Origin of the sequence: Paraburkholderia sp. J67 (assembly GCF_905220265.1) — a bacterium.
In the GTDB taxonomy this organism is placed as follows: Bacteria; Pseudomonadota; Gammaproteobacteria; order Burkholderiales; family Burkholderiaceae; genus Paraburkholderia.
Window position 1 is genome coordinate 37343 of sequence record NZ_CAJMZK010000009.1, and the last position, 15475, is coordinate 52817.

The following is a 15475-nucleotide window of genomic DNA, read 5'->3' on the forward strand; positions in this document are numbered from 1 at the left end:
TTCTGAGTCAATCCCGATCCGGCGCGCCCAGCGGAAACAGCGGCCGATACGGCCGCGCCTCCTGCACCGCGCGCGCGAACGAAGGCCGCGCCAACAGACGCGCGCGATAGGCGCGCAGGGTCGCAAACGTCTCGGGAATCCGATGCGTCCAGTCCGCGTAGAACAGCGAAGGCGCAGCGGCGCAATCCGCCAGCGTGAAATCTTCGCCGCTCGCCCAGGTGCGGCCCGCCAGCCGTGAATCGAGCCACGCATAAGCCAGATCGAGTTTCTGCGCGGCAAACGCCAGACCATCCGCGCGCTTCGTGGCGTCGCCCGTCAACGCGCCATCGACGGCGCGTTGCACCGGCGTCATCACATGCAGATCGAAGAAGCGGTCGAGGAAGCGCACGTCGAGCGCCGCCATCGGATCGGCGGGCAAGAGGCGCACGGGACCGGGATGCGCCCGTTGGAGGTATTCGATGATGATGCTGGTTTCGGCCACGTCGCGCTCGGCATCGACCAGCAGCGGGAATTTGCGCAGCGGCCAGCGTTGCAGCCAGTCCGCCGCATGCGGAGAATCCGGCCCCAGGGCGCGGAATTCGAAGGGCGTGCCGTTCTCGTAGAGCGCGACGAGCACCTTCTGGGTGTACGAAGAAAACGGATGACCGTAGAGCGCAAGCGACATCTCGATACCTCCCAAGCCAGCAGTCTGGCGATGCCCGCCAGACTACCGCATTCAGGCGGCGACAGGCTGTCCCTGGGGCTCGCGCGCACGCTTGAGGCGCAGCGCCGGCGCTTCCACGCAGCGCCAGCTCACATAGGCGAGCGGCACGCAGATCGCCGTCACGCACGCGAACAGCGCGAGCGGCGCAATCGACGGCAGCCAGAGCGCGAGCAACTGCGTAACCGGCCAACCGTACAGATAGAGACCGTACGAAAGATCGTCACGCATGCGCAGCTTCGCGAGCAGCGGCGACTGAAGCTGGCCGATATAGAACAGGCCGTACGCGCCCAACGTTACCGTCGCCAGACGCATCACACCGGCAGGCGCGAACAACGCCGCGCCGAAGCCGATCAGCGCGCACACGGCGAAGGACGCGCGCATCGGCAAGCGGTCACGGAATAGATAGAAGCAAACGCCCGCCAGATAGAGCGACGCGAACCAGATCATGAAGCCCGAGACGCCAAGAAACGCTTCGCCCTCCACCCCGCGCTGCAACGGCGCACCGACGAAGGCCGCGAGATTGACGACCAGCGCGAAGCCGAGCATCGCCCAGCGCCGCTTCATGACGGCGCACAGACCGAGCACGGTAAGCAGAAAATAGCAGCGCAGCTCGAACGTGATCGTCCACATCGAGCCATTGACCGACGGCACCGCCGAATTCACGAACACGGCGGGCGTGCGCGGCTGGCGCAGGCCGGCCAGATCGGCGAAGAATTGATGGGCTTGCCAGTCGCTGAAATATTGCGCGCCGCTCGCACCAAGCGGCCCCACGACGAACACCGACAACGCCGACGCCACGATAAACGCCGGATAAAGCCGCAATGCGCGCTTCTTGAGAAACGCGAGTGCGCGCGGCTCATGCGTCCAGCTTTGCGCCGTTAAATAGCCGCTGAGGAGAAAGAAGGCGCAAACGCCGAGCGTGCCCGCCGACATACCCGACGACCACCGTTCGAGCGGGTCCGGAAAGCGCAGCAATTCGAACGAATGAGAAAAGATCACCGCGACGGCAAATAGCAGTCGCAAAAGGTTGTAGTTATTTTTATGCACGCGTTTTGTCTTATGTCTGTTGATTTCCCCGAAGACTGGCGCGGACTATAGCATCGTTACATTGCAGTTAAATCGGCTTTGTCGCGTGAAAGGAACAATCTGGAAAGCGGGATTGCGGCCGCTTTAAACCTGTGGATTTAAAATCCATTTAACGGATCGATATAAATCCGCGTAAACCCTCATTGGTGCGTGGCATCCAGTAACGCAACCCACCCGGCTGCATCGACTGCCACCTTCACGGCGTCGAGCGCCGCGCCAGCACACGGCCCTTCGATGCAATGACCGTCCTCGAAGCGGAACAGCGCGCTGTGGTGCGCACACATGAGCACCTGGGCGCGATAGCAGGCCACCTCGCCGGGCTCGAAATCGAGCGGCACCGAAAAATGCGGACAACGGTTCACGTAGGCCCAAACGCTCGCACCGCGCCGCACCAGCACGACCGACTGGGCAGCATTTTGGGCATCGATCACGCGCGCGCCGCCGTCGGGTATCGCCTCGAGGCGGCAGACAGGCAACGTCTCCATCACTCAAACCCTCCGCTCGGGGTTGCCGACGCTCCAGTCCCACGGCCGCACTTCGACGCGCTCGAACACGCCCGCCTGCATATACGGATCGTCGCTAACAAAGGCCATGACCTCGTCGATACCCTCGGCTTCGATCACGAGCAACGTGCCGTTGAACAAGTCATCCTGCGGCGCGAGGGTGGCCCCACCCAGGCGCACGAACACGCCATGCCGCGCGGCGGTACGCAAGTGGCTGCGATGCTGCGCACGCACGCGTTCGCGCGCCTCGCGCATATCGGGCCGGTCGGTGGCGAATACCGCGAAATAGCGTGCCATCGCCCTCACCCCCGGTCGAGCACGAAGTCGTAGCGCGCCTCGCGATACGCCCCGTCGAAACCAAAACGCCGGGCAGGTTCGTCGCCTGCCGCGCGCTCGCGATACGCGACCATCAGCGCAGGCTTCACGCCGAACACGGCATCGGAGGCCAGATACGGATCGCGCTCGTCGAACAGATGCGTGACCAGCGTGCGGTGCTGCGGCGCCGTGATCATGAAATGCAGATGCGCGGGCCGCCACGGATGCCGCCCCGTCGCGGCCAGCATGCGGCCGACCGGGCCGTCGGTGGGAATCGGGTAGCTCACCGGCACGATCGTCGTGATGGCGTAGCGGCCCTCGGCGTCGGTGCGGTAGCGCCCGCGCAGGTTGCCGTGCGGCTGCGCGGTGTCCTGACCCGAGTACATGCCGTTGTCGGCGGTCTGCCACACGTCGAGCACGGCATTGGGAATGGGACAGCCTTCAGTGTCGAGCACGCGGCCCTGCACGAGCGCCGGCGTACCCGGCGTAAACGCCATGTTCTCGCCGTAGCCGCGCTCGGGCATGCCTTCGATATAGAACGGGCCGAATACGGTTGTGTCGGTCGCGCCCGTCGCCAACCGATGATTGATCGCATCGACCAGCATCGACACCCCGAGCGTATCCGAGAGCAGGATGAACTCCTGGCGCACGAGGTCATCGCACTTCTGACCGGTCGCGGTCAGGAAGCGGATCGCGGCCATCCATTCGGCTTCGGTGGGCTCCGCCTCGCGCACAAAGGCGTGCAGATGGCGCACGAGACCCTGCATCAAGGTGCGCAGACGGGCATCGGGCGTCTGAGCGAAGCTCGCCACTACCTGCTCGGTCAGCGCCTGTTCGGCTTCCTTTGCGGAATTGGCCATGTCGTCCTCCTGTGTCTTTTAGCTTTGACGCGGCGCTTACGCTGGCGCCGCGCCTTCCCACGCGCGTTGCAACAGCGCGCGGATCGCCTGGCGCTCCACCGGACGCGGGTTGGCGTAGGGGTTCTCACAAGCTAATGCGGCCGCCTCGTCGAGGCCCGCTTCGACCATGCCGATGTCGTCCAGCGCAATCGGCAGGCCAAGCGCGCGATTGAGCGCGAACAGCAACGCCCCCGCGTCTTGCGCCTGCTCGCCGCCGAGCGCGCGCGCCACGGCGGCAAGCGCTTCGGGCGCCGCTGCGTGGTTGTAGTGAGCGGTGTGCGGCAACATGGCGGCGTGCGTCTGCGCATGCGGCAGATTGAAGGTGCCACCGAGCGTATGGCAGAGCTTGTGATGCAGCGCCATGCCCACCGCGCCAAGACAACTGCCCGCCAGCCACGCGCCATAGAGCGCCCGGCTGCGCGCAGTACGGTCTGCGGGTGTATGCACGAGCACGGGCAGCGCCTCGCCCAGCGCACGGATCGACTCTTGCGCCATCAGACTGACGATGGAGTTGGCGTCCTCGGCGTAGAGCGCTTCCACGGCATGCGCCATCGCATTGACGCCCGATGCGGCCGAGATCGCCACGGGCAGCGACACCGTGAGCGCCGGATCGTAGATCACCGTGCGCGGCAGCACGCGCGCATCGCGCCCAGTGCGCTTGAGACGCCCTTCGGTGAGGCCGTAGATGGGCGTCATCTCCGAGCCCGCATAGGTCGTGGGCACGGCCACGATCGGCAGCGACGAGGTCAGCGCGATGGCTTTGCCAAGGCCGATGGTCGAGCCGCCGCCCACAGCCACGCAGCAATCCGCATCGAGCGCCACCGCCGCGTCGCGCGCGGCGTGGGCGACTTCGACGGGCACATGCATGACGGCCTGCGCGTGCACGCCTGCGGCGCGCGCGCCGAGCGCGTCGGCTACGTGTTCGGCGAGCGCACGCTGATCGGGCGTCGATAGAACGAGTGCGCGACGCGCGCCGAGACGCCCGATCTCATCGGGCAATTGCGCGAGCGCGCCCCAGCCGAACACCACGCGCGAGGGCGTGCCCTGCCAGACGAAGGAGTCCATCGCGGCCTCAGCGCTTGAAGTGCGGCGGCACCTGGCCGTCCACGTTGACCCAGACCGACCGGGCTTCGGTGTAGTCGTGCATCGCCTCGAAGCCCATCTCGCGGCCATAGCCCGACTGCCCCACGCCGCCGAACGGACTGCCCGGATTCACGCGCTTGTAGCAGTTGATCCAGCACATGCCGGCGTGGATCTGCGCCGCCAGCTTGTGCGCACGCGACAGATCGCGCGTCCACAGGCCGCTGCCGAGACCATAGTCCGTGCCGTTGGCGATCGCCAACGCTTCTTCATCGGTGCGAAAGCGCAGCACGGTCACGAATGGGCCGAACACCTCTTCCTGTGCCACGCGGTCTCCCGAAGTCGCGGCTTCGACCACGGTCGGGCGCACGTAATAGCCGTTCGCGAGCGCGGCGTCCGTCGGCGCGCTGCCACCGGTGAGCACGCGACCGCCCTGCGCCCGCGCAATATCGACGAAAGCCAGCACGCGCTCCTGGTGTTGCTTCGAGGTGAGCGGCCCCATTTCCGTGTTCGCATCGAGCGGATCGCCCAGGCGGATCGAAGCGGCAAGCGAGACGAAACGTTCGAGGAACGCGTCGGCGATGCGCTCATGCAGGATCAGGCGCGAACCGGCGATACAGGCCTGGCCCTGGTTGTGGAAGATCGCCCAGGCCGCGCCGTTGATGGCCGCGTCGAGATCCGCATCGTCGAACACGATGTTAGCGCCCTTGCCGCCCAGTTCGAGCTGCACGCGCTTGAGATTCCCCTGCGAGGCCTCGACGATGCGCCGCCCTGTCGCCGTCGACCCCGTGAAGGCGATCTTGCCCACGCCTTCGTGTTCGGCCAGACGCTGGCCCGCCGTATGCCCGTAGCCAGGCACGATATTCACAACGCCCGCCGGAAAACCCACCTCGGCCATCAATTCGACGATGCGCAGCGTGGAGAGCGGCGTGATCTCCGAAGGCTTGAGCACGACCGTATTGCCCGCCGCGAGCGCGGGGCCCATCTTCCAGCTCGTGAACATGAGCGGGAAATTCCACGGCACGATCTGCCCCACCACGCCAATGGGCGCGCGCTGCACGTAGTTCAGAAAGCCGGTTTCGACGGGAATCACCGAGCCTTGCAGCTTGTCGGCCATGCCGCCGAAGTAGCGAAAGCATGCCGCCGTGCGCGGCACATCGAGCGCGCGCGAGTCGCGGATCGGGTGGCCGGTGTCGAGCGATTCGAGTTGCGCGAGTTCTTCGGCGTTCGCTTCGATGGCGTCGGCCAGACGCAGCAGCAGGCGGCCGCGTTCAGCGGCGGCAAGTGCGGCCCACTTCGGAAACGCGCGCTGGGCCGCGGCGACCGCGAGATCGACGTCGGCGGCCGTGGCCGCGGCAATCGACGTAATGAGCGAGCCATCGTGCGGATTGAGCACGTCGATCGTGCCGCCTTCGACGGCGTCGGTGAAGCGGCCGTCGATAAAGAGTTGGGTTTGCATGAAAGATCCTCGTTGAATGCGTGCCGGGCCAGTCGTCGTGCGACCGCTCAGAATTCGACCGGATAAGGCTTCAGTTCGCCGCGCTCGTAGCGCTTCGGAAGGTCGGGCGTCGCGTTCTCCCAGACCAGCAGCATCGAGCGCTTGGTCGAGTAGCCTTGATGGCGGATATCGGCGGGCATCGCGCAGATATCGCCCGCGCGCATCGTGATACGCGCGCGCGGCGCGCCCGTGTTCTTGTCGCCCACGTCCCAGACGATTTCATCGGAGAGTTGCAGGAACCACTCGACGCGGTCATTGCCGTGGAATACCGGCAGGATGAATTCCTCGGTGGTCGGACAGAACAGACTCTGGCCGCATACGGAAGTGACCGAGGGATTCCACGTGACGTCCGAGCGCGAGAGGTACTTGAAGAGATTGATCGCGTGCAGTTCGCCTTCGAAACCCGGCTCGACGTGCAATTCCGGCTCGTCCTGAGGGACGTCGGCGAATGCGCGATTGACGGGCAGATCGTCGCGCAACGGCGAGTCGCCTTCGAGGCCCGGCATGCGGCGCGTGGCAATGCGCGTGCGCTCGATCGCCGAGTCGTTCTCGCCGTGCTTGCGGCCATAGGCGCTGCCGGTTTCCTCTGGCGCGGCGAACGGGTCGAAGCCCGTATTGGTCCAGTCATGCAGGATCGCCTTGAAGGTCGCCATGATGGTGGGCGTCTCGAAGGTCTCGGTGTAGTCCACGCCCGCTTCCTTCAGGATGCCGTTGAACGTTCCGGCGTACACGTCGACCTTGCCGTAGTGGTTGCGCGTGCCAAACACGTGGTCGAAGTTGACCCAGCCGTAGAAGAAGCCCCAGGCGACGTCGCGCATCATTGCGCGCAGGAAGGCGTCGGCGGGAATCGCGTGGGTGCGCATCTGCCCTTTCGCGGGCCACGTGATCTTGACGAAGTATTCGTCGCGGAAGAACTCGAACGCGCCGAGCGTGTAACGGCGATAGCCGGTCACGTCATCGGGCTCGCTTGCGCGGACCAGGTCCGCGGCAAAGCCTGCGGGGCTCGTGTGGGTGTCGAAAGTGTCCAAGGTGGCCATCATGTGTCTCCTGAATCCTGGAATAGTCGTTCTGGAATCCTGATAATTTCAATGGATGCAGATTTCGGCCCACTTCTGCACGGACAACTCGCCTAACATCGTCTGCACGAGCGCCACGCCCGCCTGACTCGCGCTGAAGCGATACGCGCAGCCCGCCGGCAACAGCGCCTGATGACCGCGACGCAGCACGACATGGCCCATCGCGCGGCCTTGCGGTTGCGCGCCCGCGGGCACCGTGCCCTTGCCTCCCTTGGGCGGCGCGTCAAGCTTGATGAAGTCGATGCGCACTTCGCCATCCATCTGGATCACGAATTCGTCGTGGGCGCAGGCGAACCACGGCGATGGCCCTTCGGTGCGCAGCACCTCGATCACGTAGTCGAGGTTCTTGCCCGCCACGACCTTTTCATAGGGCGCTGACTTCGCCGCGGTTTCGAAAATATTGGAAAAAACGTAGTGGCTCGCCGAGCCGCTGGTGATTTCGATCTCGCCCTTGCGGTAATGCGCGAGCGAGCCGAATTCAGTGTGAAATGACGACGTGGTCATTGCTGTCTCCTTGTTGATCGCAGCGCGTTTGTCGATGTGTCGACTTGAGCGCCGCGGTCCCATGCAACCTTGTTGATAGAGGTGTCGCTGGGTTCAACTTTAGGAGCGCAATGGGGCGGCAACAACCGGCGCCAGAGCGATTACGGCATTCGCAGATCGCGAATAATCGCGGCTTGGTGCCGCTGCCGCTTGTGTGAGGAAGGGAATCAGCTTACCCAGCCGCGCTCGATGAGCGGCACATCCCAGGCGGGCTCGGGGCCGAGATAGTCGGCGAGGAATTCGACTAGCGCCTTGACCTTGAGCGCCTGTCGCTGCGTTGCGGGATAGACGGCGGCAAAGCTCAGCGGCGCGAGCGCGTAGTCGGTGAGAATCGGCACGAGCGAGCCGTCGAGCAAGGCAGCACTTGCGACCAGCGTGGGCAGACAAACCACGCCACCGCCCGTGAGCGCGTAGTCGCGCAACAGATGCACGGAGTTCGAGCGGATCATGCCGGGCAACTCCATCTCCACGACTTCGTCGCCGCGCGTCATGACCCAGCGGTTACGCGACGGATAGCCCGAATACAGCGCCGTGGTGTGCTGCAACAAATCGCGCGGATGCTGCGGTGCGCCATGCTCGCGCACATAGGCGGGCGTGGCGCAGAACAAGCGGCGCACGGTAAACAGTCGCCGCTCGATCAGCGATTCGGATATGGGCGGAAAGATCTGGAAGGCAACATCGAAGCCCTCCTCGATCGGATCGACGACGCGATCGTTGACGATCACGTCGAGCTGGATGCCGGGATAACGGCGATTGAATTCGGCGAGCGGCGCGCCGAAGTGGCCGAGCGCGAAGCCCGGCAGCATCTGGATGCGCAGGCGGCCGGTGGGCGTGGCGCGCAACTCGCGCATCTGGTCGGTGAGTTCGTTGACGCGTCCCACTACTTCGGCGCATTCGCGGTAGAACGCCTCGCCCACTTCGGATAGCCGCACATGCCGCGTGCTGCGATGAAAGAGCGGCGCGTTGACGAACTTCTCCAACTGCTGGATGCGGTTGGTGATGACCGAACTCGTGACGCCGAGTTGGCGCGCCGCCTCCGCGAAACTGCTGGTCTCCGCCACGCGCACGAAGGCTTCGATGCTTAAAAAACGGTCCATGCTGCTCCTTTTGTCCTACTGTCCCAACTCACAGTGTAATCGGGGCAGGCGGTGACAAGGGAGCGTGCCGCGCTCTACTCATTCGGTCTGGCCGCTGGCTGCAAGACCGGCCTGCTCTGCCTGCGCAACGCCCGGTGCATCAGACTGCCGACCCCGCACCTTCGCCGGAGCGGTCTCCACCAGCAGCAGACTGACCCCGATCCCCAGCACAACAGCGCAGATCGGCAGCCAAAGGATGTTCTGAATGCCGAAGTGCGTGGCGACATACCCGGCCAGCGCGGGCGCCACGCCACCACCGAAGATCTCCCCCGCACCCACCACAATGCCGATCGAGGTCGAGACCATGCCGATGGGCGCGGCCTCGGTGGCAACCGGTCCCGAGAGCAACGAAACGAGACCCAGCGTAAAGAACGACGCAACGAACAGGACCCCGAACAACATCAGCGGCTGCGCGCCGATTCCGCGAAACACATACAGCATGAGCGCCGTCCCCGCGAAGCCCACCACGGTCGCGAGACGCCGCCCGAGCAGATCCGACAACCCCGGCAAGCCGAACTGGCCAACAAACCCGCCAAAGCCGATCGCCGAAACCACGAGCCCCATCTGCCGCGTGCCGAGCGAGAGATAGTCGGTGAGATAGAGCGGCAACATCGCGCCGAGCACGAACACGCCCGTCATGGCGCAAAAGAGCGCGGCCATGGCGACGGGGATATTGCGGCTCTTGAGCACGGTGCGCCAGTTGCCGCGCTCGCACGGCGCGGCGTGCGCAACGCTGGGCGCCGCCGGTTCGCGGATCACGCGGAACATCAGCGCGCCGAGAATCAAGCCCGGAATCGACACCAGCGCGAACACCCAGCGCCACGACACGAAACCGAGCAACTGCGTGGCGATGATCGGCGACAGCGCGAGGCCGAACAGCGCGAAGCCACTCTGTTGCAGCCCGAGGTTGAAGCCGCGACGCTTCGGGTGCGAGGCGTCGGCGGTCGCGGCGAAGCTCGTCGGGCAGAACGAGCCCTCGGCCACGCCCATCAGCGCGCGCACCGCCAGCAGACTCATCAAGCCGCCCGCCATGCCGGAGAAACCGGACAGCAGCGAGAACACGATGATTGCAGGAATCAGCACCTTGCGCCGCCCGATCTTGTCGGAGATGCCGCCCATCAGCGCGGCGAAGATGCCCCAGGACAGCCCCAGGATGCCGATGCAATTGCCCACGTCCTGTGCGCTCAGATGCAGGTCGCGCATGATCGACGGAAAGAGCGGCGCGATCAGCCAGCGGTCCAGCCCAACCAGGCCGAAACCCAGCGCGAGCAGCACGACGGCCTTCCATTCATACGCCACGTCCCATCCGCCGGCCGATGCCTGCCGGTCCTGTTCGATTCGATTCGTTTGCCTGTTCGTTTGCATGCTTGTCTCCTTGGTCGCCGTGGCCGGCGAGCCTCGCCGACGCGCCAAAGATAGGCGCGAGCGCCCCTGCAGGAGTACGGGACAACGCGCGAATGCGTCATTCGCGAAACGCAAACAATGGCCTCAATGGGCCGCCGCGCAGGCCAGGCAAGGATGTACGGGCCATCGCAGTTCGCGCGCGGGCGTCAAACTTCCCACCCAGGACAACTACCGGTAGACGCATTCAGGCATCCGAAGCGGTGAAGCGTGAGCCGTTATCCGGCGGGAGCGCGGCACGGATTCTGCTCAAGTGCCCTCAACGGCCCGGCGCGTGTATCGCCAGTAACAGCGCACGTTTCAGCGCACCTAGCAGCGCGCACGGCGCCCTCACCCCATGGAGGAGCCACCATGAACCAAACCGAACTGGGCGCGAGCGCCGCGAGTGTCGAGGCATCGCTCGCGGCCACGCAATATGGCCTGCCGCGCGAGGCCGTCTCATGGCGCGCGATTCTCGCGGGCGCCGTCGGCATGGCAGCGTTCTCGCTGATCCTGCTCACGCTCGGCACGGGCCTCGGCCTGTCGTCGCTTTCGCCGTGGCCGGGCAGCGGCGCGCACGCCAAGACCTTCGGCGCGGCGGTCGTCATCTGGATCTGCGTGTCGCAAATCATGGCGTCGGGCCTGGGCGGCTATCTCGCGGGCCGCTTGCGCCGCCACTGGCCGCGCATCAGCAGCGACGAAACCCACTTCCGCGATACGGCGCACGGCTTTCTCGCCTGGGCGCTGGCGACGCTCGTGATGGCCTGCCTGCTCGCCTCGACCGTCTCGGGGCTCGGACGCACGGCCGCGATGGCCGCCGCCGAAACCGGCACGCATTCGGCGATGGGTCTGGGCGGCGTCGATCGCGGCAACGCGCAGGCGGCCTGGCAGACCTGGCCCGTCGGCTATCTGATCGACGGCATGCTGCGCCCGGTCGATGGCGCGCCGGCACCGATGGCCACGCGCCCCGAACAGGCGCTCGCCGACGTCGCGCAAAAGCAGGAAGTCGCGCGCATCTTCCTCAACGCCCTGCCATCAGGTGGCGCGCTCTCGCCGGAAGACACCCGCTACGTCTCGCAAGTCGTCGCGCAGCAAACCGGTCTCGCGCCCGCGGACGCCCAGGCCCGCGTGAGCACCACCTACGCGCGCCTGCAAGACAAGATGAACGCGATGGAAACCGCCGCGCGCGCCGCCGCCGACGAGGCCCGCAAAGTCACCATTCGCGCCACGCTCTGGTTGTTCGTCTCGCTGCTGATGGGGGCATTCACCGCCAGCTTCATGGCGACCGTGGGCGGACGGCTGCGCGAATTCTGAACCCGCCAGGCCAATAACGAACTGTTCTGCAATCTTCTCTGGAGGCTGACATGCGCTCACTGCTGCTCTTTTTCCTCGGCGTGCCGATTCCCGTCATCATCCTGATCGCGTTGTTGTGGCATTGACCGCGCGATTGCCCCAAACCTTCATCTCCAGGGGATCTGCCGCACGTTGGCCGTGCCGCAGATCCCTTTGACAATTCCCCCGCCGGCAAAGTAAAATTATTTCATCATGCGTTGAATATAAACGGCACCACCCTGCACATCACGCCGGTTTCATCGCTTCGCTGTCGCGGCCAATCGCGCGCCGCCGCGCCCGCGCTCCCCGTCTCGCGGGGCTTTCGCGCGCGCGCCAACGACCCTGATCCCAACGGAAACCGGCACAAACCGCTTCGCGGTAGCGTCGCCCTGCCGGCCCCGCTGGACAGTCATAGAAGCCGAATCCAATGGACAAGCTGGGTAGCATGAAGTTGTTTCTGGGCGTCGCCGAAGCCGGCGGCTTTGCCAAAGCCGCCGTGCGCGCCTCCCTCAGTACCGCCGCCGTCTCGCGCGCGATCATGGAGCTCGAGGCCAGCCTGCAAACGCGCCTTTTCAATCGCACCACGCGCCAGATGTCGCTGACCGAGGCGGGCCGCCGCTATCTCGAACACTGCGAGCGCATCCTCAACCAGGTCGAACTGGCCGACGCCGAGGCGATGGGCGCCACCGCCCTGCCCAATGGCCGGCTGCGCGTGCATGCGCCCGCAGGCTTCGGCCAGCACTACCTTACTCCGCTGCTCGCGCGCTATACGCAGCAGTTCGAAGGCGTATCGGTCGATCTGGTGTTGTCGCAGCGCACCCCCGACCTGCTCGAAGAGCGTTTCGACGTGGGAATCGTGGTCGCGCAAAGTCTCAAGGATTCGTCGCTGGTCTCGCAGCGGCTGGGCATGACGCGCTCGGTGCTGTGCGCATCGCCTCGCTATTTGCAGCGCTGTGGCACGCCTCGCTCGATCGCAGAGCTGGAAGAGCACACCTGCGTGCAGCTTTCATTGCAGGATTTGCCGTCGGTGCCCTGGCTTTTCGAGGACGCCGACGGCAACGAGCAATCGTTGCGGCCCATGCGCGAAGCGCCATTTACCGTGAATATCGCCGGAGCGCTGGGCGAAGCCATTCGCGCGGGCATGGGCATCGGCATGCTGCCGATCCCCACGGCGCTGCAAGGTCTGCGCGACGGCAGCCTCGTGCAGGTGATCCCGCATGCGCGCCTGAAGCCGATCAACGTCTACGCACTCTACGCATCGCGCCAGTACCTCGACGCCAAGATCAAGACGCTCGTGGAGTTTCTGCGCGAGGCCGTGCCGCAACGCGTGGCCGAGCATGAACAGGAGCTGGGCTTATGGCATGCGCGTTATGGCCGCTCGGCGATGTGCCCGGCCTGAAATCGGGCAATCGTTAGCGATACGAATCAACGATGTAAAAACGCCGCACGTCCTGGCACGACGTACGGCGTTTTTTATGCAGCCTAATCAGGCAAGCCGGATCTTCGGCTGCACCCAGCCGTTGATGCGCTCGGCGGTCCACAGCAGCGTGGCCTTGCGCAAGCCATGCAGCGCCTGCTGATGGCGGCGGTACAACATCGCGTGGCTCAACTGCGCAAGACGGCCGCGAATGAAACCGCCCCGGAAGAAGCCAAAGCGCCCGAGCGTGCCGAACGCATCGTAATCGCTCAGCGACACGAGCGAGCCGAAGTCATGAAACGCGAACGCAGGCATGGGCTTGCCCACGAGCCAGCCCGGCAGATGCCGCGCAAGATACTCGGCCTGCTGCGTGGCGACCTGCGCGGTGGGCGCGAGCGCGCGTTCGGCGCCGTCGGGCGTGAGGCTGGAACAGTCGCCGAGTGCAAAGACATGATCGTCCTCCGTGGATTGCAAGGTCGGGCCCACCACGATCTGGTTCGCGCGATTGGTCGCGAGTCCGCCCAGACCGCTCATGAAGTCCGCGGCTTTCACGCCTGCGGCCCAGACCATCAGGTCGGCTTCGGCCAGCGCGCCACCGTCGTAGACAAAGCCACCCGGCGTCGCTTCCGTCACACGCGTGCCGGTTTTCACGCTGAAGCCGATCTTTTCGAGTTGCAACTGGCTCGAAGCGGAAATATTGGGCGGAAACGCGCCCAGAATGCGCGGGCCGCTTTCGAGCAAGGTCAGTTGCAGACGCTCGCGCACCGACGCATCGCCATAGGCGCTCGCCACTTCGAGCAGGCGGCTCAATTCCGCGGCGAGTTCCACACCGGTCGCCCCACCTCCGACAATCGCCACGCGCAACGCCTCGTCGCGCGCGACGCTGCGAAACGCCCGCGCCCGCAGCGCTTCGTTGAAGGTCTCGGCCTGCTTCTGGCTGTCGATGAAATAGCAGTGACTGGCGACGCCTGGCACGCCGAAATCGTTCGCACGACTGCCGAGCGCAAGCACCAGCACGTCGTATTCGACTTCGCGCGGCTCCAGCACCATGCCACCGTCGGGCGTTGTCAGCGCACCCAGTTGCACGCGCCGGCGCGCGCGGTCGAGACCGAGCATCTCGCCGGGCTCGTAGGCGTAGGCGTGCTCACTGGCGTGAGCGAGGAAGATCACCTGCTGTTGCTGGACGTCGCGCGTACCGGCCGCGATCGTGTGCAACATCGGCTTCCAGATATGGGTTGGGCTTTTGTCGATCAGCGTGATGCGAGCCTTGCCCGCGCGCCCGAGCGTATCGCCCAGCTTCGTTGCCAACAGGATGCCGGCGATGCCGCCGCCCACGATTACGATGCGTACCGGATTCGTCATTTTTAATTCAACACGCAATGAATAAAAACTGATGGTAAACCCTCAACACGGCCTGTGTCAAACGACCGCGCTTCGCCCCGCGCCCGCAGAACTGGCGAAGGACGCGCGCTCGCGCTCAGTTACACTCACGTTCATCGAAAAAAGGGGACGCGGATCCGCATGAAAGAGAAGGCCACTGCATCGTCAACGTCGGAGCCCGTGCGGCGCGGCCGTGGACGCCCGGCGCAGCAAGCGTCGGTCGGCCGCGAGGTGCTTCTGCGCAACGCACGCAAGACCTTTGGCACGCGCGGCTACGACGCCACCAGCGTGCGCGAGATCGCACGTGAATCGGGTGTCGATCCGGCCTTGCTCGCGCATCACTTCGGCTCGAAGGAATCGCTCTGGGAGGCGGTGGTCGAGCAGATCGTCGCGCACGCCCAACCCATGATTGCGGCCACGGCGGCGCTGCGCGACTCGGAACTGGACGCCAAGGCCCGCGTGGATCGCGCGATGGAGATTTATATCGACAAGGTCTTCGAGGAGCCCGATATCGGTCTGTTCTTCTCCACCGCCGCGACGGAAGAAGGCGCGCGTCTGGACTTTCTCGTCGAGCGGATGGTGCGCCCGTATTACAACGTGCTGGTGCCGCTACTCGACGATGCTGCCAAACAAGGCGCGCTCAAGGTGAAAGACGCGGACATGCTGTTCTTCGTCCTGCTCAACGGCGTGAGCAAGACCGTGGGCTACAGCCACCTGATGCTGGCGTTCTCCACGCTGCCCAGTAATCCGAAGAAGTTCAAGCGCACGGTGCTGGAAACGACCCTCGCGCTACTCGCCTGAGCGTTCCCGGGCGCTGACTCTCCTCCCTTTCCGCGGGCGTCTGACGCCCGCCGCCGCACCACCCCACTGCCCTCATCACCCGCTGCTCGCCCGTCCCGGTGAGCAGCGCGCCGCCCGTTCGTGCCCGATTGCGCCCGTCGAAAACCGCATCCCGCTCCCCCGCCTGGGCTTTTTTGAGCCACAGTGCTGCGAAATTGCGGGCAGGATTTCAAAATTCTTAATAAAATGTACCAACTGGTTAATCTAGCTCAAAGCTTGACGTTTGCGCCCCAATTGAAAAGCGCCCGCGTCGGCCCACGGCCAGGCGAGCCTTTAGCGTCCATTCG

General features: G+C 65.1%; 15 protein-coding genes. 3 read left to right on the forward strand and 12 right to left on the reverse strand.

The genetic code is table 11. The features are described from left to right. Nucleotides 1-7: 7 nt before the first annotated feature. From U5782_RS18275 to U5782_RS18325, 11 genes are all read right to left on the reverse strand, one after another. A complete protein-coding gene (locus U5782_RS18275) occupies nucleotides 8-664 on the reverse strand; it encodes a glutathione S-transferase family protein (protein WP_322045273.1) in 657 nt (218 codons plus the stop codon). 51 nt (nucleotides 665-715) lie between these two features. Continuing rightward, nucleotides 716-1750, reverse strand: coding sequence for an acyltransferase (locus U5782_RS18280; protein ID WP_322045274.1), 1035 nt, complete (start codon nucleotides 1748-1750; stop codon nucleotides 716-718). Nucleotides 1751-1929: 179 nt separating this feature from the next. Next, nucleotides 1930-2274, reverse strand: a complete 345-nt coding sequence (locus U5782_RS18285) for a Rieske (2Fe-2S) protein (protein WP_322045275.1) — start codon at nucleotides 2272-2274, stop codon at nucleotides 1930-1932. Nucleotides 2275-2277: 3 nt separating this feature from the next. Next, nucleotides 2278-2589 (reverse strand): YciI family protein, encoded by a 312-nt coding sequence (locus U5782_RS18290; RefSeq protein WP_322045276.1) that lies wholly within the window; start codon nucleotides 2587-2589, stop codon nucleotides 2278-2280. Nucleotides 2590-2594: 5 nt separating this feature from the next. Beyond that, entirely contained in the window at nucleotides 2595-3467 is an 873-nt protein-coding gene (locus U5782_RS18295) for an intradiol ring-cleavage dioxygenase (protein WP_322045277.1), read from the reverse strand. Between the two features lie 36 nt (nucleotides 3468-3503). Continuing rightward, on the reverse strand, nucleotides 3504-4571 hold the full coding sequence (locus tag U5782_RS18300; RefSeq protein WP_322045278.1) for a maleylacetate reductase: 1068 nt from the start codon (nucleotides 4569-4571) through the stop codon (nucleotides 3504-3506). Nucleotides 4572-4578: 7 nt separating this feature from the next. Beyond that, on the reverse strand, nucleotides 4579-6045 hold the full coding sequence (locus tag U5782_RS18305) for an aldehyde dehydrogenase family protein (protein ID WP_322045279.1): 1467 nt from the start codon (nucleotides 6043-6045) through the stop codon (nucleotides 4579-4581). Between the two features lie 47 nt (nucleotides 6046-6092). After that, the gene (locus tag U5782_RS18310; protein ID WP_322045464.1) at nucleotides 6093-7121 is read right to left on the reverse strand and encodes a hydroxyquinol 1,2-dioxygenase; all 1029 of its coding nucleotides are present in this window, start codon (nucleotides 7119-7121) and stop codon (nucleotides 6093-6095) included. Between the two features lie 48 nt (nucleotides 7122-7169). Beyond that, nucleotides 7170-7664, reverse strand: a complete 495-nt coding sequence (locus U5782_RS18315; protein WP_322045280.1) for a hydroxyquinol 1,2-dioxygenase — start codon at nucleotides 7662-7664, stop codon at nucleotides 7170-7172. 206 nt (nucleotides 7665-7870) lie between these two features. Further along, nucleotides 7871-8800, reverse strand: coding sequence for a LysR family transcriptional regulator (locus tag U5782_RS18320; protein WP_322045281.1), 930 nt, complete (start codon nucleotides 8798-8800; stop codon nucleotides 7871-7873). A gap of 78 nt (nucleotides 8801-8878) precedes the next feature. Continuing rightward, on the reverse strand, nucleotides 8879-10204 hold the full coding sequence (locus U5782_RS18325; RefSeq protein ID WP_322045282.1) for an MFS transporter: 1326 nt from the start codon (nucleotides 10202-10204) through the stop codon (nucleotides 8879-8881). Between the two features lie 387 nt (nucleotides 10205-10591). Here U5782_RS18325 and U5782_RS18330 point away from each other — a divergent pair, with 387 nt between their 5' ends. Next, nucleotides 10592-11533: a hypothetical protein gene (locus U5782_RS18330; RefSeq protein WP_322045283.1), complete on the forward strand. Its 942-nt coding sequence runs from the start codon at nucleotides 10592-10594 to the stop codon at nucleotides 11531-11533. A gap of 463 nt (nucleotides 11534-11996) precedes the next feature. Continuing rightward, complete coding sequence (locus tag U5782_RS18335; RefSeq protein ID WP_322045284.1) at nucleotides 11997-12950, forward strand: LysR family transcriptional regulator; 954 nt, start codon at nucleotides 11997-11999, stop codon at nucleotides 12948-12950. Between the two features lie 87 nt (nucleotides 12951-13037). Here U5782_RS18335 and U5782_RS18340 read toward each other — a convergent pair whose 3' ends face one another. Then, complete coding sequence (locus U5782_RS18340; protein WP_322045285.1) at nucleotides 13038-14330, reverse strand: NAD(P)/FAD-dependent oxidoreductase; 1293 nt, start codon at nucleotides 14328-14330, stop codon at nucleotides 13038-13040. 159 nt (nucleotides 14331-14489) lie between these two features. Here U5782_RS18340 and U5782_RS18345 point away from each other — a divergent pair, with 159 nt between their 5' ends. Continuing rightward, the gene (locus U5782_RS18345) at nucleotides 14490-15149 is read left to right on the forward strand and encodes a TetR/AcrR family transcriptional regulator (protein WP_322045286.1); all 660 of its coding nucleotides are present in this window, start codon (nucleotides 14490-14492) and stop codon (nucleotides 15147-15149) included. Nucleotides 15150-15475: the final 326 nt, after the last annotated feature.